Origin of the sequence: Nitrobacter sp. JJSN (assembly GCF_051912485.1) — a bacterium.
Taxonomy (GTDB): domain Bacteria; phylum Pseudomonadota; class Alphaproteobacteria; order Rhizobiales; family Xanthobacteraceae; genus Nitrobacter.
Map to the genome: position 1 here is coordinate 3,149,157 of NZ_CP196822.1, position 16,617 is coordinate 3,165,773.

16 protein-coding genes and 1 tRNA gene are annotated in these 16,617 nt (G+C 62.2%); 3 read left to right on the forward strand and 14 right to left on the reverse strand.

Annotated elements, in window-relative coordinates:
- Window positions 1–133: 133 nt before the first annotated feature.
- From ACSZOQ_RS15435 to ACSZOQ_RS15460, 6 genes are all read right to left on the reverse strand, one after another.
- The gene (locus ACSZOQ_RS15435; protein ID WP_439923321.1) at window positions 134–1,489 is read right to left on the reverse strand and encodes a S41 family peptidase; all 1,356 of its coding nucleotides are present in this window, start codon (window positions 1,487–1,489) and stop codon (window positions 134–136) included.
- On the reverse strand, window positions 1,486–2,862 hold the full coding sequence (locus ACSZOQ_RS15440) for a murein hydrolase activator EnvC family protein (protein ID WP_439923322.1): 1,377 nt from the start codon (window positions 2,860–2,862) through the stop codon (window positions 1,486–1,488). The genes ACSZOQ_RS15435 and ACSZOQ_RS15440 overlap by 4 nt, the downstream gene beginning before the upstream one ends.
- Window positions 2,863–2,932: 70 nt before the next feature.
- Window positions 2,933–3,415 carry a 23S rRNA (pseudouridine(1915)-N(3))-methyltransferase RlmH gene (rlmH, locus tag ACSZOQ_RS15445; protein WP_439923323.1) on the reverse strand — a complete coding sequence of 161 codons (483 nt, stop codon included), beginning with the start codon at window positions 3,413–3,415 and terminating at the stop codon, window positions 2,933–2,935.
- Between the two features lie 22 nt (window positions 3,416–3,437).
- A complete protein-coding gene (gene rsfS, locus ACSZOQ_RS15450; RefSeq protein WP_439926095.1) occupies window positions 3,438–3,734 on the reverse strand; it encodes a ribosome silencing factor in 297 nt (98 codons plus the stop codon).
- A 263-nt stretch (window positions 3,735–3,997) separates the two neighbouring features.
- A complete protein-coding gene (locus tag ACSZOQ_RS15455; protein ID WP_439923324.1) occupies window positions 3,998–4,666 on the reverse strand; it encodes a nicotinate-nucleotide adenylyltransferase in 669 nt (222 codons plus the stop codon).
- An 86-nt stretch (window positions 4,667–4,752) separates the two neighbouring features.
- Entirely contained in the window at window positions 4,753–6,045 is a 1,293-nt protein-coding gene (locus ACSZOQ_RS15460) for a glutamate-5-semialdehyde dehydrogenase (RefSeq protein WP_439923325.1), read from the reverse strand.
- Window positions 6,046–6,428: 383 nt separating this feature from the next.
- Here ACSZOQ_RS15460 and ACSZOQ_RS15465 point away from each other — a divergent pair, with 383 nt between their 5' ends.
- On the forward strand, window positions 6,429–6,863 hold the full coding sequence (locus ACSZOQ_RS15465; protein ID WP_439923326.1) for a hypothetical protein: 435 nt from the start codon (window positions 6,429–6,431) through the stop codon (window positions 6,861–6,863).
- Between the two features lie 90 nt (window positions 6,864–6,953).
- On the opposite strand, the gene proB is transcribed toward ACSZOQ_RS15465, so the two are convergent.
- The 6 genes from proB to rplU all read right to left on the reverse strand — a co-directional run bounded on the left by proB (window position 6,954) and on the right by rplU (window position 13,006).
- Window positions 6,954–8,093 carry a glutamate 5-kinase gene (proB, locus tag ACSZOQ_RS15470; protein WP_439923327.1) on the reverse strand — a complete coding sequence of 380 codons (1,140 nt, stop codon included), beginning with the start codon at window positions 8,091–8,093 and terminating at the stop codon, window positions 6,954–6,956.
- 128 nt (window positions 8,094–8,221) lie between these two features.
- Window positions 8,222–9,298, reverse strand: a complete 1,077-nt coding sequence (gene obgE, locus ACSZOQ_RS15475) for a GTPase ObgE (RefSeq protein WP_439923328.1) — start codon at window positions 9,296–9,298, stop codon at window positions 8,222–8,224.
- A 110-nt stretch (window positions 9,299–9,408) separates the two neighbouring features.
- Window positions 9,409–11,109: a sulfatase-like hydrolase/transferase gene (locus tag ACSZOQ_RS15480; protein WP_439923329.1), complete on the reverse strand. Its 1,701-nt coding sequence runs from the start codon at window positions 11,107–11,109 to the stop codon at window positions 9,409–9,411.
- 273 nt (window positions 11,110–11,382) lie between these two features.
- A complete protein-coding gene (locus ACSZOQ_RS15485) occupies window positions 11,383–11,985 on the reverse strand; it encodes a GNAT family N-acetyltransferase (protein ID WP_439923330.1) in 603 nt (200 codons plus the stop codon).
- 141 nt (window positions 11,986–12,126) lie between these two features.
- Window positions 12,127–12,399 carry a 50S ribosomal protein L27 gene (gene rpmA, locus ACSZOQ_RS15490; RefSeq protein WP_439923331.1) on the reverse strand — a complete coding sequence of 91 codons (273 nt, stop codon included), beginning with the start codon at window positions 12,397–12,399 and terminating at the stop codon, window positions 12,127–12,129.
- A gap of 85 nt (window positions 12,400–12,484) precedes the next feature.
- The gene (gene rplU / locus ACSZOQ_RS15495) at window positions 12,485–13,006 is read right to left on the reverse strand and encodes a 50S ribosomal protein L21 (RefSeq protein WP_439923332.1); all 522 of its coding nucleotides are present in this window, start codon (window positions 13,004–13,006) and stop codon (window positions 12,485–12,487) included.
- Window positions 13,007–13,401: 395 nt separating this feature from the next.
- On the opposite strand from rplU, the gene ACSZOQ_RS15500 reads away from it, so the two are divergent.
- Both ACSZOQ_RS15500 and ACSZOQ_RS15505 read left to right on the forward strand, forming a co-directional pair.
- Window positions 13,402–14,523, forward strand: a complete 1,122-nt coding sequence (locus ACSZOQ_RS15500) for an ROK family protein (RefSeq protein WP_439923333.1) — start codon at window positions 13,402–13,404, stop codon at window positions 14,521–14,523.
- Window positions 14,524–14,944: 421 nt separating this feature from the next.
- Window positions 14,945–15,034, forward strand: a tRNA-Ser gene (locus ACSZOQ_RS15505).
- A 10-nt stretch (window positions 15,035–15,044) separates the two neighbouring features.
- On the opposite strand, the gene ACSZOQ_RS15510 is transcribed toward ACSZOQ_RS15505, so the two are convergent.
- A complete protein-coding gene (locus tag ACSZOQ_RS15510; protein WP_439923334.1) occupies window positions 15,045–15,335 on the reverse strand; it encodes a hypothetical protein in 291 nt (96 codons plus the stop codon).
- Window positions 15,335–16,213 carry an ArdC family protein gene (locus tag ACSZOQ_RS15515; RefSeq protein ID WP_439923335.1) on the reverse strand — a complete coding sequence of 293 codons (879 nt, stop codon included), beginning with the start codon at window positions 16,211–16,213 and terminating at the stop codon, window positions 15,335–15,337. The genes ACSZOQ_RS15510 and ACSZOQ_RS15515 overlap by 1 nt, the downstream gene beginning before the upstream one ends.
- Window positions 16,214–16,617 lie beyond the last annotated feature (404 nt).

Below are 16,617 nucleotides of genomic sequence, written 5' to 3' on the forward strand. Positions count from 1 at the left end.
ACGATACCATGGACGCTCGCAAAGGCGGCAGCGCGCAATCACGCGTACCCGCTGGCCATTGACCTTGGCGTGAACGAAACGGGCGTCCAAAAGGACGCCCGAATCCGAAAAATCCGACTTACTTCAAGAAGCGTCAGTTCGCTGCCTTGTTCGCAGGCTTCTCGATCGCCGCCTTGTCGCTGGGAGCCTGCGACGAGGCGTTAATCTTGATGCCGTGCAAGAGGTCATCGGCCATCTTGAGCGCCTTGTCGTTCTTTGCGTCTGGCGGGACGTAGGATTGTGAACCGGTCTTCTCGTCGGTGCCGTTCCGCAGATGGCCGCGGAGCGAGGCCTCGCCTTTGGTGTCGGTCCGCGACTTCAATTCATCGGGCACATCCTGAAGCACCTCGATGTCCGGAACGATGCCTTTGGCCTGAATCGAGCGACCCGACGGCGTGTAGTAGCGCGCCGTCGTCAGCCGGAGCGCGCCGTTACCCGAACCGAGCGGAATAATGGTCTGCACGGAGCCCTTGCCGAATGAGCGGGTACCGATCAGTGTCGCCCGCTTGTGGTCCTGCAACGCACCGGCGACGATTTCGGAAGCCGATGCCGACCCGCCGTTGACCAGAACGATTACCGGCTTGCCCTTGGTGAGGTCGCCGGGATGCGCGCTGCGACGCTGGGTTTCCTCGGCGTTGCGGCCGCGCGTCGACACGATCTCACCGCGATCGAGGAAGCTGTCGGAAACGGTCACCGCTTCTTCGAGCAATCCGCCGGGGTTGTTGCGCAGATCGATAATGTAGCCCTTGAGCTTGTCGCCGAGCTGGCCTCGAAGATCGGAAATCGACTTCTTGAGACCTTCGGTGGTCTGCTCATTGAAGGTGGTGATGCGGATATAGGCGATATCGTCGGCCTCGATACGCGATCGCACCGAGCGGACGCGAATGTTATCGCGCACAAGCGTCACGTCGATCGGATTGTCCTGGCCCTTGCGGATAATCTTCAGCTTGATCTTGGTGCCGATCGGGCCGCGCATCTTGTCAACGGCCTGATTGAGGGTCAGTCCCTGCACCGCCTCCTCGTCAAGATTGGTTATGATGTCGTTCGCCAGGATTCCCGCCTTGGATGCCGGCGTGTCGTCGATCGGCGAGACGACCTTGACCAAGCCGTCCTCCATTGTGACCTCGATGCCGAGGCCCCCGAACTCGCCGCGCGTCTGCACCTGCATGTCGCGGAAGCTCTTGGCATCCATGTAGCTCGAATGCGGATCGAGACCGGACAGCATGCCACTGATGGCCGATTCGACCAGCTTGCTGTCGTCGGGCTTCTCGACATAGTCACTGCGGACCCGCTCAAACACATCGCCGAACAGGTTGAGCTGGCGATAAGTGTCCGACGTCGCGGCTCGCGCGCTCGATCCCATCAGCACCGACCGCGGCTGGGTCACGAACAGCGTCAGCGCCGCACCCGCGGCAGCGCTGAGAAGAATAAGGGAAGCCTTGCGCATCATCCGCGAACCTTTTGGCCTTTATTTGCGACCCACCATGGGCCTGGATCAATGGGAGTGCCGTCCTTACGGAACTCGATGTAGAGAACGGGTTGACTCGCGTTTGCCGCGAGAATCGAGGCGACACGTGAGGTCGATCCCATCGTCGCTACCGGTTCTCCGGTCAACACGAACTGGCCGATGTTAACCGAAATACGCTCCATCCCGGCGATCAGGACATGATACCCGCCACCGGCATTGAGGATCAAGAGTTGTCCATAGCTGCGGAACGGCCCGGCATACACAACCCAGCCATCACACGGAGTCGTGACCTGCGCACCCGGACGAGCCGCCAACGAAATGCCTTTTTCCACACCGCCGACATCGTCGGAACCGCCAAAGTCACGGATCTTCGTGCCGTTAACCGGAAACGCCAACATGCCCTTGGCGGACGCAAAAGCAATGGCCGGACTGAGCCGGCTGGGATCCTTGAGAGCGGCAAGATTCGGCTTACCGTTGAGCGGTGCCGGAGCGCCTTGCCGGCTGGCTGTCTCCGCTGCCTTGGCCGCGCTCTTCAGGTCCTGCTCCATCTTCGCGATCAGGCCTTGCAGGCTGTCGACCTGATGCGACAGCTCAATCGCGCGCGCGCCCTCCGCGGCCATATCCTTTTCGAAGCCGCTTTGCTGCCGCTGCCGTTCGTCTACCAGCGTCGCTAGGCGAATTTGCTCGCCCTTGAGGCTATCGCGATCGGCCGCCATCCGATCACGTTCGGCGGCGATTGATTTGCGCAGGCTCACCAGCTCATCGAGATCAGCCACAAGCTTTTCCGCGCGCACACGGATCTCAGGCACCACGGCGCCTAGCAAAATCGCAGTGCGCAGCGACTGCAGCGCATCCTCCGGCCGCACCAGCAAAGCGGGCGGCGTGCGCCGGCCGACGCGCTGCAGGGCAGCCAGCACTTCCACGATTTCCGAGCGCCTCGAATCGAGCGAGCCGCGGATTTCCTGTTCGCGCGCGTCGAGCGGCAGCAGGCGCGCTTCAGCCTCTGCAATCTGGGTCTCGATCTCCCGGACCCCCGCGGCAGCGTCGATCAGTTGTTGATTGAGCTTGGCGCGGTTCTGGCCAATCGCCGCGATATCTACCTTCAGCCGCTCCTGCAGTTCGGCCGCGCTCTTTTGCTGTGCGCGCACCGCCTCCAGTTCCTGCTCGCGCTGCTTGATGTCGTCCGCCGACGGGGCGGCAGCCGGCGAAGGTGTCCCGGACGGCTGTGCCATCACGGATGAAGAAACCGCGGATGAAAAGCCCGCGAGCAGGCAAGCCGAGACGACAAGCAGGGAAGCCGGCAGCGGTTGCCCGCCTCGCATCTCCGCGGACCGTGAACCCTGGATCAGTCGCATGTCAGGTGATCGGCGCCCGCTTGTTCGTAGCATGTTGACCCGATCGCGTTCGCGCATCCGGCAGGGCGCGCTAACCGCGGTGATAAGGATGGCCGGCCAGGATGGTCGCGGCCCGGTAGATCTGTTCCAGCAGCATCACGCGCACGATCTGATGCGGCCAGGTGGCCGCGCCGAACGCGACGCTCAATTTAGCCTTGCGCCGCAATTCGGGCGAAAGTCCGTCCGCGCCGCCCACAGCGAAAACTGCGTTCGCCACCGACTCATCCCGCCAGCGGCCAAGATGACCCGCAAATGCGGCGCTGTCGATGTTTTTACCCTTTTCGTCCAGCGCCACCAGGATCGCTCCCTCGGGAACCAGGGCAAGAATTGCCGTAGCCTCTTCGCGAATGCGTTGTTCGGCATCACGGGCGCGGCTTTCCGGGATTTCATGGACGTCGAGGCCGCGGAAGCCGTGCTTGCGGCCGATATCGTGAAAACGTCCGCGATAGCGTTCGGCAAGCTCCCGCTCCGGGCCCTGCTTGAGACGGCCAATGGCAATGACGACGAGTCGCATCCGCGCAAGCCGGTGTGGTGGTTCAGACCGACTTCGCCGTCGCCGTGTTTTGCGTCCACAATCTCTCGAGATTGTAGAATTCGCGAACTTCAGGCCTGAACACGTGCACGATGATATCGCCGGAATCGATGAGCACCCAGTCGCAATTGGGTACGCCCTCGATATGGACCTTCTTGTTTCCGGTTTCCTTGAGTCCCTTGGCGACGTTCTCGGCGACCGCACCCACATGCCGGTTGGACCGGCCGGTGGTGACGACCATGTAGTCCGAAAATGCCGATTTGCCACGAAGGTCGATGGTGACCGTGTCTTCCGCCTTCATATCCTCAAGGCGGGAAAGGATCAGCTTAAGGGTCTCTTCGACGCTCGGTCGCGCCTCCGAAACCACGGAGTCTGCCGAAGCCTTGCGTGTTCTCGACCTGACGGTCTTCGATGTCGCTCTCTTCGGGGTCGAAGATCTGGGCGATGAGGTCGAGGCAGACCTGGACACTACAGGTGCGGTCAGGGACCATTTCCTTTCGCTGTATCGCGAACGCCGAATCCTTGGCGCCCGACGGCTATACTACGCATGTAGGGGTGATGGTTTCAATATTCCAGTGACGCGGCGGCCTCATGTTTTCCGCCCCCCTCTTTCCATGTCCCGTCCCGGTTCCGTAGCCCGGTGGAGGATAACCTCGATTTCATCCCGGTAAGGAAGACCCAGGCTGGCGGACGATGCGTGGCCAGCCCGTTGGCCCGGGCTTCAGGCAGACGCCACCGCGCAAGCGCCTGCGCGGCAGGCGCCGCGAGCGCACGGAAACTGTGCGGCGGGCGATCGATGACCGCGATCGGCACCTCGGCGGCGATCCCCTGCCAGTTTTCCCAGCGATGAAACTGCTCCAGATTGTCGGCGCCCATGATCCAGACAAAACGCACGTTGGCGCACCTGCGTCGCAGATAGTTAATGGTATCGATGGTGTAGCGCGTTCCGATGACAGCTTCGAGACAACTGACGTCGATCCGGGGATCGCTGGCCATCGCCCGTGCCGCAGCGGTGCGCCCGCCGAGATCGTATAGCGCGCCCGCATCCTTGAGCGGGTTGCCGGGCGAAATCAGCCACCAGACCCTGTCGAGCTTCAGCCGCTTCAGGGCATACAGGCTGATGGCGCGATGCGCGGCGTGAGGCGGATTGAACGAGCCGCCGAGCAGACCGATGCGCATGCCGTCGGAATGAAGCGGGATGGCGCTGGATGAAGCAACTGAACGCGGCCCCAAATCAGTCTCCGCGCAGCGGAGCGCATGATCCGCTGAAGTGTGTGCGGTTCGGCAACAAGATCATGCGCGCTTAAATCACGTTGCGCTCACGGCCGGGTCTGCCCGGTGCCGTGCACACGATATTTGAAACTGGTCAGTTGCTCGGCGCCGACCGGTCCGCGCGCATGGAATTTTCCGGTCGCGATGCCGATTTCGGCGCCGAAGCCGAATTCGCCGCCGTCGGCGAACTGCGTCGAGGCGTTGTGCAGCACGATCGCGGAATCCACCTCGTTGAGAAACCGCGCGGCCGTCTTCGAATCCTCGGTCACGATCGCATCGGTGTGGTGCGAGCCGTGGCGCTGGATATGGTCGATCGCATCACTGATGCCATCGACCACGCGCGCGGCAATAATCGCGTCCTCGTATTCTGTGTCCCAGTCGTCATCGGTCGCGGGCTTGACGCGTGCGTCGACGCCTTGCACGGCCACATCGCCGCGCACTTCGCAGCCCGCTTCGATCAGCATCTCGACCAGCGGTTTCAAGGTTTTCGAGGCACTCGCGCGATCGACCAGCAACGTCTCGGCCGCTCCGCAGACGCCAGGACGGCGCATCTTGGCGTTGAGCACGATCGACTTCGCCATGGCGAGATCGGCGGCACCATCGACATAGACGTGATTAACGCCTTCCAGATGCGCGAACACCGGCACGCGCGCCTCGGCTTCGACGCGCGCGACAAGGCTCTTGCCGCCGCGCGGCACGATCACGTCGATTCCGCCGTTCAATCCGCTCAGCAGCAATCCGACCGCCGCGCGGTCGCGTGTCGGCACCAGCGTGATCGCGGCTTCCGGCAATCCCGCCTCGCGCAAACCCTGCACCAGACAATCATGGATCGCGTGGCACGACCGAAAACTGTCCGAGCCGCCGCGCAGGATCACGGCGTTGCCGGACTTGAGGCATAGCACGCCGGCATCGGCGCAAACATTCGGGCGACTTTCAAAAATCACGGCGACCACGCCGAGTGGCACGCGCACGCGCTCGATGGTCATGCCGTTGGGCCGCTGCCAGCTTTCGGTGATGCGCCCTACGGGATCGTCGATCTCGCGCACCACCCTGACGCCGTCGGCCATCGCATCCACGCGCGCTTGCGTGAGCGTGAGACGATCGACGAACGCGGAAGTAGCGCCGCTGGCGCGCGCATCAGTAACATCCTCGGCATTGGCCTTGAGAATAGCGGCGGCATTGGCGCGGATCGCGCGCTCTATCGCATCGAGCGCCTGATTCTTCTGCGCCGTCGAAGCGAGACCAAGCGCGCGCGCGGCGACGCGCGCCTGCGCTGCAAGCTCGCTCATCAGAGCCGGCAGATCGGCCGAAACGCCGACGGCCTTCAGGGAGGCAGTCATGTGAGGTAGCGGTCCTGGCGGTTACATTTCTCTCAAGGCCACGTCCTAGCACACTTGCGACCGGTCGGCTATTGAGCGGCGAGCTCCGCCTGGCCGGCCGTGCCTGCACCCGGCCGCCGTTTGGCAAAGGGAAGCTCTCGCGGCAGCGGGGCCGGAAATTCAGGACGAGCCAAGAGCCGCGATCCGGTTTGCATCATCACACAATCTCGCATTCGTCCAATTCTCCGTGACGCCTGAAACCCGCTGTGATCGACGCAGTTTTGTTTCTGTAGGGCTGGTCAGCTCAATGTGGGGCGTGCCAGCCCCTTCGCCCGCGGCATGGCGTCTCGCCATCTCAAAACCGCGAAGCCCACATTGTGCACCATCTTAAGAAAGGCACCTCCATGGCTAGAGAACTAGTCGCTCATAATCATCCGGCGAACGAGACCTACACTCAGCTTCACTCCGCCATCCCCAAGATAGCAGCCGGCTTCGTTACCTGGTTCGTGCTGATGGCATGGCTCTTTTTTGACAGGCAGAGCCTCGTCGCACTTCCGCTGGCCTTCATCACCGTGCTGTTTCTGGTGGCTGGCCTGTGTTTCAGCGCGTCGTTTCTGGTGTGGTACAGACATCAGCCAGACTACGACAGGCATCCGAACGAGGTCCCGTTCCGGGATTGGATCACGGGTAAATTTGCGGTTTGGGGCAGCCAGCAGAGCGCCGGACAAGCGGCGACCGAGATATTGCTGCCGATGGCGGCTGCCGCCTTTGGAATCACGGCGATGGGAACGATCTACGTGATATCCAGCAGCATGATCGGCTCCGGCATCGTTAGCTAATGCGTTTTCCACTTAGCCAAAAAATGTTTTAGGACTCGTCATGGCCCGGCATAAGCCGGGCTTGACGATTCGATCGAACCTGAACCACCACTAGCCAGCTTCGCCGCGCGGTCCGCCGACTACGAGATCGTCACGGTGGATCATTTCGGCCCGGCCGCTGATGCCGAGAATCCGCGCCGCATCGGAGGATGAGCGTCCCTTGATCTTCTCGGCGTCGTCGGCGTCGTAGGCGACGAGGCCGCGGCCGATCTCATGCGTATTGGGACCGCGCACGATGACGGCATCGCCTCGCGCGAATTGCCCATCGACCCGGATCACGCCGGCCGGCAGCAGGCTTTTGCCGGCGCGCAGCGCCGCCACCGCGCCGGCATCGATGGTCAGCGTGCCTTTCGGCTCCAGCGAGCCGGCAATCCAGCGTTTGCGCGCCGTGACCGGATTCGCCGGCGTCAGAAACCAGGTGCAGCGTCCACCGTCTATGATGGCCTGCAGCGGATGATCGATCTTGCCGGAGGCGATCAGCATATGCGTGCCCGATGTGGTCGCAATCTTCGCCGCCTCGATCTTGGTCTGCATGCCGCCACGTGACAATTCGGAGGCGGCGCTGCCCGCCATCGCCTCGATATCGGCGGTGACGCGCTTCACCACCGGAATCAGTTTCGCATCCGGATTGAGATGGGGCGGCGCATCGTAAAGACCGTCGATATCCGACAGCAGGATCAGCAGATCGGCGCTCGCCATGGTGGCGACGCGCGCGGCGAGACGATCATTGTCGCCATAGCGGATTTCGTTGGTGGCGACCGTGTCGTTCTCGTTGATGATGGGGACGGCGCGCCATTCGAGCAGTTTCGCGATGGTCGAACGCGCATTGAGATAGCGGCGGCGTTCTTCCGTGTCCTGCAAGGTCACCAGAACCTGCCCCGCGCCGATGCCGTGATCGCCCAGCACCTTCGACCAGATCCGCGCCAGCGCGATCTGCCCGACGGCTGCGGCAGCCTGACTTTCTTCCAGCTTCAACGGGCCGCGCGGCAGCTTCAGTCTGCTGCGGCCGAGCGCGACCGAGCCGGACGAGACGATCAGCACGTCGCGTCCCTCGCCATGAAGCCCGGCGATATCAGCGGCCAGCGCCGACAGCCACGCCGCGCGCGCCTCGCCGGCCTCGGAGTCGATCAGCAGCGATGAGCCGACCTTGACGACGATGCGGCGGAATTTCTTGAGTTGCAGGCTGGTCATGGCGGTCAGCGGTCAATCGAAACGAAGCGCCGCTTTCATCACATGAAAGCGGCGCCTTGGAAAGCGGAATGCCGGTCCGGATCGCGGCTCTATGGCAATGCCGGTTTAGCGCCTGAGCGCGGCAACGCCTAAGGCGACCACGGCTTGGCCCGCGCCACCGGCGTTTCGATCGTCGGCCCAGCCGAACCTTCAGCGCCCCTCGCCTTGTCCGACACCGGCGCCTCGCCGATCACGGCGACAAGGGCCCGCAACGCCTCCAGCACACCCTTGCCCGTGATGCCCGACAGCAGCAGCGGCGTTTTCTTCGCCGCGCGCTTGAGGCGATCGCGCTGCTTCTTCAAGTCCTCGGCTGAAATCGCGTCAATCTTGTTGAGCGCGACGATCTCGATTTTCTCCGCGAGCGTTCCGGCATAGGCTTCCAGTTCGCCGCGCACGGTCTTGTAGGCGCGGCCCGCATGCTCGCAGGTGGCGTCGACCAGATGCAGCAGCACGCGGCAGCGCTCGACATGGCCGAGAAAGCGATCGCCGAGCCCCGCACCCTCATGGGCGCCCTCGATCAGCCCCGGAATATCCGCCAGCACGAATTCGCGATCCTGCACATTCACGACGCCGAGTTGCGGGTGCAGCGTGGTGAACGGATAGTCCGCGATCTTAGGCTTCGCCGCACTGACCTTTGACAGAAACGTCGACTTGCCGGCGTTGGGCAGGCCGACCAGGCCGGCATCCGCGATCAGCTTCAGCCGCAGCCAGATCCAGCGTTCCTCCCCCAGCTGGCCGGGATTGGCGTTGCGCGGCGCGCGGTTGGTGGACGACTTGAAGTGCGCGTTGCCGAACCCGCCATTGCCGCCTTCGGCCAGCACGAAGCGTTCGCCGACCGTGGTGAAATCATGGATCAGGGTTTCGCGATCCTCGTCGATAATCTGAGTGCCGAGCGGCACCTTAAGCACGATGGCCTTGCCGTTGGCGCCGTGACGATCCGAGCCCATGCCGTTGGTGCCCTTGGGCGCCTTGAAATGCTGTTGGTAGCGATAGTCGATCAGTGTGTTGAGGCCGTCGGCGACCTCGACGATAACGTCGCCACCGCGTCCGCCATTGCCGCCGGAGGGGCCGCCGAACTCAATGAACTTCTCGCGGCGGAACGCCACGCAGCCGTTGCCGCCGTCGCCGGAGCGGATATAGACCTTGGCTTCATCGAGGAATTTCATGGTGGATAGGTAGGGTACGCGCGCCCGCGAGGCAACCGTCAAGCTCCAGGGGTGCGATTCCGACATTCCGCATCGCGTTTCACTGGCGGTCCAGCGAAACGCGGCCGTTTTCAGGACTTCGAGAGACTGACTTGCGGCCTGACGCCGATATTCCCCACGCCTGCCACATCAATCGCACCGCGTTCGACCAGGGTGCGGTGGAAACGGCGCTTGCGCTCCGACGAGCACGCGAAGTAGGACTCGCCGCATTGATCGAGCAGGCTCGCGCGCGTGGCAAAAACCTCGTCCAGCGGCAGACCCGCCTGAAGCAAGGCAACGGTTCCGAGAAAAGCGATGTCGAGCGCGCGGCCCCGCCCGGCGACAAGTCCGTCGGCGGCGCCGTTCAGCGCTTCGATGGCGTAGAAGGTGCGGAACTGACGGCGCGCGTCGGGAGCCAGTCTGCATTTCGCCTCGATCCTTCGCGTCATGACGGGCTGATGATCGCCATAGTGAACGACCAGCATCGGCCGATCGGGAAAACGCGCAGCGAGGTTGGCCTTAAGCCTGCTCCAGGTCGCGGCGGTCTCCGCAAGCCGCGCGTAGTATTCCGCGTAATCCGGATCGGGGTTGCTGGCGTAGGCAAACGCCCGCTCGCTCTCAAAATGTCCGGGCGCGACCAGCCGCCGGCTATGCGGGCCATGATTGAAATTGGTCAGTGCGTAGAGAAATCGCGGCGAGGGATCTTCGGCGATGCGCCGGATGTGCGCTTCAATGGCGGCGTCCAGAAATAAGGCATCGGAATTGGTTGTCTCGAACCTGTTGGCATCGAAGGGCGGCGGAAAGTCATCGGCAAACATACGATCGCCGATTCCGATCGCCCGGTAGAACGCATCGTAGTTGAGAAAGTCGCGGCGGCAGCTTGACGTCAGCATCGTCCTGTAGCCCAGCGATGTGAGCCAGTTGGGCAGACTGTGATGAAAGCGGCCGGCGCCTCGCTTGAATAGATAATATGCGCTGGAACCGAAGCTCGCGCTGGAGAGGCCCGTCAGCAGGCTGAATTCGGACTGCCACGATCCGCCGCCGAATATATCGACGTTGAGACTTCCATAGCAGCCATGCGCCGGGGACAGAAAGGCCGCGACACCTGGTTCGACCGGCAGCCCGTAAGTCCGCGGATCGAAAATCGATTCATGCTGGATGACGATGATGTCGGGATAAATCAGGGTACGCGCGGGAACCGCCGGCATCAGCGGCAACCGCTCGCTAGCGATATCGCAGAGCGCCAAACCGCCGGATTGCCGCCAGGACCTTGGATCGAGCAAGGAGGCGATGAGGGCCGAAAGGAAACAGCGGCGCTGTGCGGCGATGGGCTGGAAAACAACCGCGCCACCGCCCACCCGGTAGGCCGCGACGAGACCGGCCAGCGCCGCGATGAAAATAGCGATCCGCCATTCGAATGAAACCGGCGAGCCCTGCACAAAGAGCAGCGTAGCGATACCCGCACCTGCCAGCGCGACGCCACCGGCGACGACCGCCGCCACCGCCAGTGGATACTGCACCACAAAGAACGGCACGGTGCCCGCGAACGCCAGCGGCAAATCCGTCACGATCAGTTTCAGCCCGCTGTGCTTGTACTTGACGACCGATGCGCCCGATACGGCGGCCGCCAGCATCGACGCCAGCAGGATGGCTCGTCCGACATCGTCGACGGCGAACAGCAGGAGCGCGGCGCTGAAGCACAGTCCGGCAACCGCCAGCCCAAGATGCGCAACGCTGCGCTCCGCCAATGAGACGACGGCAATTGCGAACGCGAGGATCAGGACCAGGGTCATTTGACTTCGACGCCGCGGAACAGACTGCAACGTTATACCATCGGACCCGACGGGGACAGCCGTCAACTTGCGGATGATTGCAACCGGCGTGCCATCGGGAATTTCGGATGTCCTTTAGGACCAGTTCCGGACAGGTTGCGCACCCTCTCTTATGGGGAGACGGTTGGGGTGAGAGGTTAACCTCGATGCTTCACCCCTCAGCCGACCGTCAAGGCTGCGTTTCATCGACCTCTCCCCGGCGGGGAGAGGTGAAACTCCTGGCGCCGCGCAAAGTTACCGTTCGCGGCGCGCGGCGTTGCTCCAGTTCTTCAGCGACGACCAAACGCCGCGCGTGAGACGAAAGCGATCGACCGGCGTCGATGATCCCAGTGCCCTGAAGCGACGCAACTCGACGCCGCTCCACTGGAAGCCGCATTTCTCCAGCACGTTGCGTGACGCCGGATTGACAACGCGGGCGCCGGAGATCATCCGGTCGATTGCGAATGTTTCGAAGGTGTAGTCGATCACCGCGCGCGCCGCCTCGGTGGCGAAACCCCGCCCCCAGCAATCGACACCGATCCAATAGCCAAGTTCGGGCGCATCCGGCTCGCTCCAGTCAACGCCGGCTACCCCGACCGGCGCATGATTGTGCTCGATCAGAAACACGGTCTCGCTGCTGTCGCCGGCGACGGCTTCGACGAAACGAACCGCGTCATCCTGCGTATAGGGGTGCGGCAGGCGACGCGTCATCTCCGCGATACGGCGATCGTTAGCGAGAGCGGCAATGGCCTTGACGTCGGCGAGCGTCGGCTTGCGCAGGCTCAGACGCTCGGTCTCGAGGACGAACGGCCGCGTCTCGCGCAGCGCGAGAGTCGGAGTCGGAATGTCCTGCAGCATGGTCGGGCTCCGTGTTGCGAACGCAGGTCCAGATGCAAACGCAAAAACTAAGAAAGGGAGGCCGGTTTCCCGCCTCCCCCTTGGAGCCCTTGATGCTCCGCCGGTTCAACAGGGACCGGCGGACGCAATGTCATCCACCGTTTATTCGGCCGCGGCTTCCGTCATCGGGAGGACCGATATGAAAGTGCGGCCGCCGGCTTTCGCACGAAACGAAACGCGGCCTTCGACCTTGGCGAACAGCGTATGGTCCGTGCCCATGCCAACATTAAGGCCGGGATGCCAAGTGGTGCCGCGCTGGCGGGCGATGATGTTACCGGGAATCACGTGCTCGCCACCGAACGCCTTGATCCCAAGGCGTTTGCCGGCCGAATCTCGACCGTTACGCGAAGAACCGCCTGCTTTTTTGTGAGCCATCGCCCGTCTCCAGTCTCGTCCGTATCTCTAGATCATTTCCGTGACAGAATCATTCACTTTTTCTCACGGATATTTTTAATCGCTCTTATTTCTCGCTCTTCGCCTTCTTGGCTGCAGGCTTCTTCGCCGCCGCCTTTTTCGCCGGAGCTTTCGTTGCTGGAGCCTTGGCAGCAGCGGCCTTCTTGGCCGGTGCTTTCTTCTTTGCCGCCTTCGGAGTGTCGCTCTCGTCGCCGTCGTCGGTCTTGGTCACCACGGGCTTTTCCCGCTTCGGGCGCGGACCGATGGTCGGGGCCTTGCCGTCAGCCAGAATCTCGGTGATGCGCAGCACCGTGATCTCGTCGCGATAACCGCGCTTGCGTTTCGAATGCTTGCGGCGGCGCTTCTTGAACGCGATCACCTTGGGACCGCGCTTGTGCTGCAGCACTTCCGCCGCGACGGTGGCACCGGCCACCGTGGGCGCACCGAGCACCGGCGTGTCGCCGCCGAGCACCAGAACTTCACCAAGCTGCACGATCGTTCCGACATCGCCGGCGATCTTGCCAATCTCGAGCACATCATCCGGAACGACGCGGTATTGCCGGCCGCCGGTTTTGATGACTGCGAACATCGTTTTATTCCTTCGTGTTCGATCCCGGTCTCGGACAGGTCCGGACCGGCTTTTTGGTCAGTCGTTTAATCGCAGCATTTTCTAACGGCAAACCGGATGCCACTTTGCCTGAAAATGCTGAATGGGTTCAGTTCCGCGCTCTCGAGGGGAAACTGCCCGCCGTCCGCGCAAAAACAAGCGGCGCTGGGAAACCCCGCGCCGGTTGCGGGACTTATAGCCGCCCAAGACCGGGAGTCAAGGCAAGGGGCCCCAAAAACCGGCCAAATATCAGCAATTTCGGCGTTTTCAGCCGATTCGATCTGCGCAGCATCACAGCACCTCTCCACCATGAAACCAATGGGTTCCCCCATAGTTGTTGCAGGCAAGACCACTCGGGCAAGGGGGCACCACACATCATGGCGGAAGATACCCTGACGACGGCAGGCATCGGCAAGCACGGCGTTTTGCGGCTGCCGTCGGTGGACCTCGACAGCTACAATATCGAACTGAAGGACGACGATGGTTTCCTTGGCGACCGCGCCAGCAAGGGCGCGTTCCGCAAAATCCTAGACGGCTTGCGCAAGCCGCTGAAGGAAAACGGCGACGATCCGCTCGGCAACACCCCGTCCGAAGAGATCGGCAAGGGATCGCTCGACGAGGCACTGGTCGGTGACGACATCGAGGCCGCAGCGCTGGTGCATGGCGCCATTGAGGAATTTGCACAAGAACTCGCCTATGTGACGGGACGCTTCCTCAAGACCAAGGCCTGGGCCGATACCGAATGCATCGTCGTCGGCGGCGGCTTTCGCAAAAGCCGGGTGGGCGAGATCGCGATCGCCCGCGCCGACCTGCGGCTGAAAAGCGAGGGCCACAAAATCCATCTGATCCCGATCCGCTTCGATCCCGACGAGGCCGGGCTGATCGGCTGCCTGCATCTTGCACCATCGTGGATCTTCGAGGCATTCGACAGCATTCTGGCGGTCGATATCGGCGGCACCAATATTCGCTGCGGGGTGGTCGAGACTCGCTGGAAGAAGGCCGCCGACCTCTCCAAAGCCGGGGTGTGGAAGTCCGAACTGTGGCGCCACGCCGACGACGAGCCGACCCGCGAGGGCGCGGTGAAGAAGCTCGCGAAGATGCTGAAGGACCTCATTTCGCAAGCGGAAAAGGAGGGACTGAAGCTCGCGCCGTTCATCGGCATTTCCTGTCCGGGTGTGATCGATGAGGACGGATCGATCGAAAAAGGCGCGCAGAATCTTCCCGGCAACTGGGAGAGCAGCAAGTTCAACCTGCCAAGGTCGCTGATCGAGGCCATTCCGGAGATCGGCGGTCACGACACCACCGTGCTGATGCACAATGATGGCGTAGCGCAGGGCCTGAGCGAAATGCCCTACATGCAGGACGTCAGCCGCTGGGGCGTGCTGACCATAGGCACCGGCCTTGGCAACGCGCGGTTCACCAATCGCAAGAAGGAAAACAAGAAAGAAAAGAAGTCCGACGACGGTAAAGACAAGAAGGACAGGAAAGCCAAGGACTGACTGGCTGCCCGAGTCCTTGCCCCTGCACTATCGTCACCGCTGCGCCGACCCGCTTCATGACAAAGTAACCTTGATTGGTGAGGTTAAAACCAGGATCGCGTTGCCGCTTTCGCAAAGGCCGCTACGGTCGCGTAGTCGCGCAAGTGGTCCGCGAAGCCGCACTTCCGGCCACGATTTCAATGACGCGGCACGGGACCGCCGGTTATTATCGCGTCCGGCGGTCCCACCTTATCCGGCGAGCGAGCCCGAGGGCACCGACGGACCTCCGACGGCTGCCGGGCCCATCTCGATCCCGATCATGGTTCGGTTTTGCATTTGAATGCACAGCAATGTATCAATGCGCGCGTTTTCTTCACGCGAACCGATTTCCACTTCGCCTGAAACGCGCTAAAGGCGGTCCACTGCCTGCGTGAGCACTGCCGGAGAGGTGGCAGAGTGGTCGAATGCACCGCACTCGAAATGCGGCATAGGTGCAAGCCTATCGGGGGTTCGAATCCCTCCCTCTCCGCCATAATACACCGCTATCCAACGGAAATAATTTGATAATTTGAAGTGCTGTCGGGGTCGGCCCCCAAATTGGTCCCCAACGCGTGCCGATACGCGGCGTAGCTCGTTGCAAATGGGCCGGTCGCCGGGCCGTCTGGCGAGAAACCGCGGCGGCGCGACCACCAAAACCAGCCGCCGCCGCCCCTGCCGAAGGTCTCTAACGTGCGGTCGGAGTAGAACACCTCGATGCTGATGCCGGTCAGAGGGTGGATGTCATAGAGCGGCTCACGGCACTCTCGCTGTTTGAGGCTGGGTGCGGATGCCATCACGCTGCCCTCTGCGCCGGTTCAGAAAGGGCTAGGCCACGCAGGTAGTCTGCGGCCTTAGAGGCTTGGCTGCAGGCCGTGAAAAACGCTCGTTTGTCAGCCTTCAGAAACCCAATCCACGAGGCGATGTAGCCCGCGTTCCGAACGTCGCCGTCAAAGCCAAACTCTGCGCACAGGAACGCGGCGCCCAGCTCTGCAATGAGTTCCTCGGCCGCAGAGGCCGCGTTGCCAAAGCGATGCAGGTCGCGATCAAGGCGAGACTTGTGTCCGGTCCAGTGCGTCAGCTCGTGGAATGCTACGTTGTAGAAATGGTCGGCACTCTTGAACCCCGCGAAGGCCGGTAGCGAGATAAAATCTCGGCTCGGCACGTAGTAAGCTTCGCCATGGCCCTCGCGAATGTCTGCGCCAGTTGAGTGCAGGAAGGTGTCTGCAAGTTCGTCCCGCGTGTCGGGATTGCGAACGCGGATTGGCTTTCCCGTATTGATGCTCTCGGGCAGGTTCTCGCACTGGTCGACGTTGAAAACCGTGTACTCGCGCATCATTGGGATCAGCCGCGCTGAGGAATTGTCGTCCGCGTCCTGGTCGCGAACCTGCAGCTGCTTCACGAAATAAACCTTGGTGCCGTGCTCGCCCTTGCGGACGTTGCCGCCCAACTCGAATGCCTGCTTGAAGGTGAGGAAGCGCGGCGTGCGATAGCCGGCCGCCTGGGCCATCCACAACAGAACAACGTTGCATCCAGAGTAGGGTCGATTGGTCGCTGCGTTGCATGGCGTGTTCGCGCCCGGGGTTGCTGACCACGGCTTAATCCAAGGGGCGGCACCGGCTTCTAACTCCGCAACAATGCGCGCGGAGACCTCCGCGTAGAGATCGCGCTTCATGATGGACTTACCTATGACGGGGACTGCGCCGCCGGAATTGGCGGCTTACATTTGCCGCGTCGGGCAAGGCTTCTCGAATTGGTCAGGCTGATGGGCGCAAAATTATCCCCGGGGTACCATGGACAGGCCGGGGGCCTCGCCTGCGCGAAGAGGTGTGCCGTGCACACCTAGCTCCAAAAAAGAAAACGTTAACAAAATCCCAACTGTTCAATCGCCGCGAAAAGAATGCGGTTTGCAAGGCGCCTGTTCTTGGAACTGAATGGATTAAGGGGGGTTCCGGTTGAAACGCCTTTTGGCGCCTTCTTGGCGCGCGCTATCTTTTCGATCCTCTTGGCGATCCAACCGATAGAATTGGAATCACCGCTGCCGCTCCTCGATACTGGCAAAGATAGCTTGAATGCGTG

Bases quoted from the DNA above. Each gene is read 5' to 3' on its own strand.
- obgE (WP_439923328.1), bottom strand. From the start codon at position 9,298: ATGAAATTCCTCGATGAAGCCAAGGTCTATATCCGCTCCGGCGACGGC.
- ACSZOQ_RS15500 (WP_439923333.1), top strand. From the start codon at position 13,402: ATGGCGGAAGATACCCTGACGACGGCAGGCATCGGCAAGCACGGCGTT.
- rsfS (WP_439926095.1), bottom strand. From the start codon at position 3,734: ATGAAGGCGGAAGACACGGTCACCATCGACCTTCGTGGCAAATCGGCA.
- ACSZOQ_RS15515 (WP_439923335.1), bottom strand. From the start codon at position 16,213: ATGAAGCGCGATCTCTACGCGGAGGTCTCCGCGCGCATTGTTGCGGAG.
- rplU (WP_439923332.1), bottom strand. From the start codon at position 13,006: ATGTTCGCAGTCATCAAAACCGGCGGCCGGCAATACCGCGTCGTTCCG.
- rpmA (WP_439923331.1), bottom strand. From the start codon at position 12,399: ATGGCTCACAAAAAAGCAGGCGGTTCTTCGCGTAACGGTCGAGATTCG.
- ACSZOQ_RS15465 (WP_439923326.1), top strand. From the start codon at position 6,429: ATGGCTAGAGAACTAGTCGCTCATAATCATCCGGCGAACGAGACCTAC.
- proB (WP_439923327.1), bottom strand. From the start codon at position 8,093: ATGACCAGCCTGCAACTCAAGAAATTCCGCCGCATCGTCGTCAAGGTC.
- rlmH (WP_439923323.1), bottom strand. From the start codon at position 3,415: ATGCGACTCGTCGTCATTGCCATTGGCCGTCTCAAGCAGGGCCCGGAG.
- ACSZOQ_RS15480 (WP_439923329.1), bottom strand. From the start codon at position 11,109: ATGACCCTGGTCCTGATCCTCGCGTTCGCAATTGCCGTCGTCTCATTG.
- ACSZOQ_RS15460 (WP_439923325.1), bottom strand. From the start codon at position 6,045: ATGACTGCCTCCCTGAAGGCCGTCGGCGTTTCGGCCGATCTGCCGGCT.
- ACSZOQ_RS15440 (WP_439923322.1), bottom strand. From the start codon at position 2,862: ATGCGACTGATCCAGGGTTCACGGTCCGCGGAGATGCGAGGCGGGCAA.
- ACSZOQ_RS15510 (WP_439923334.1), bottom strand. From the start codon at position 15,335: ATGGCATCCGCACCCAGCCTCAAACAGCGAGAGTGCCGTGAGCCGCTC.
- ACSZOQ_RS15435 (WP_439923321.1), bottom strand. From the start codon at position 1,489: ATGATGCGCAAGGCTTCCCTTATTCTTCTCAGCGCTGCCGCGGGTGCG.
- ACSZOQ_RS15485 (WP_439923330.1), bottom strand. From the start codon at position 11,985: ATGCTGCAGGACATTCCGACTCCGACTCTCGCGCTGCGCGAGACGCGG.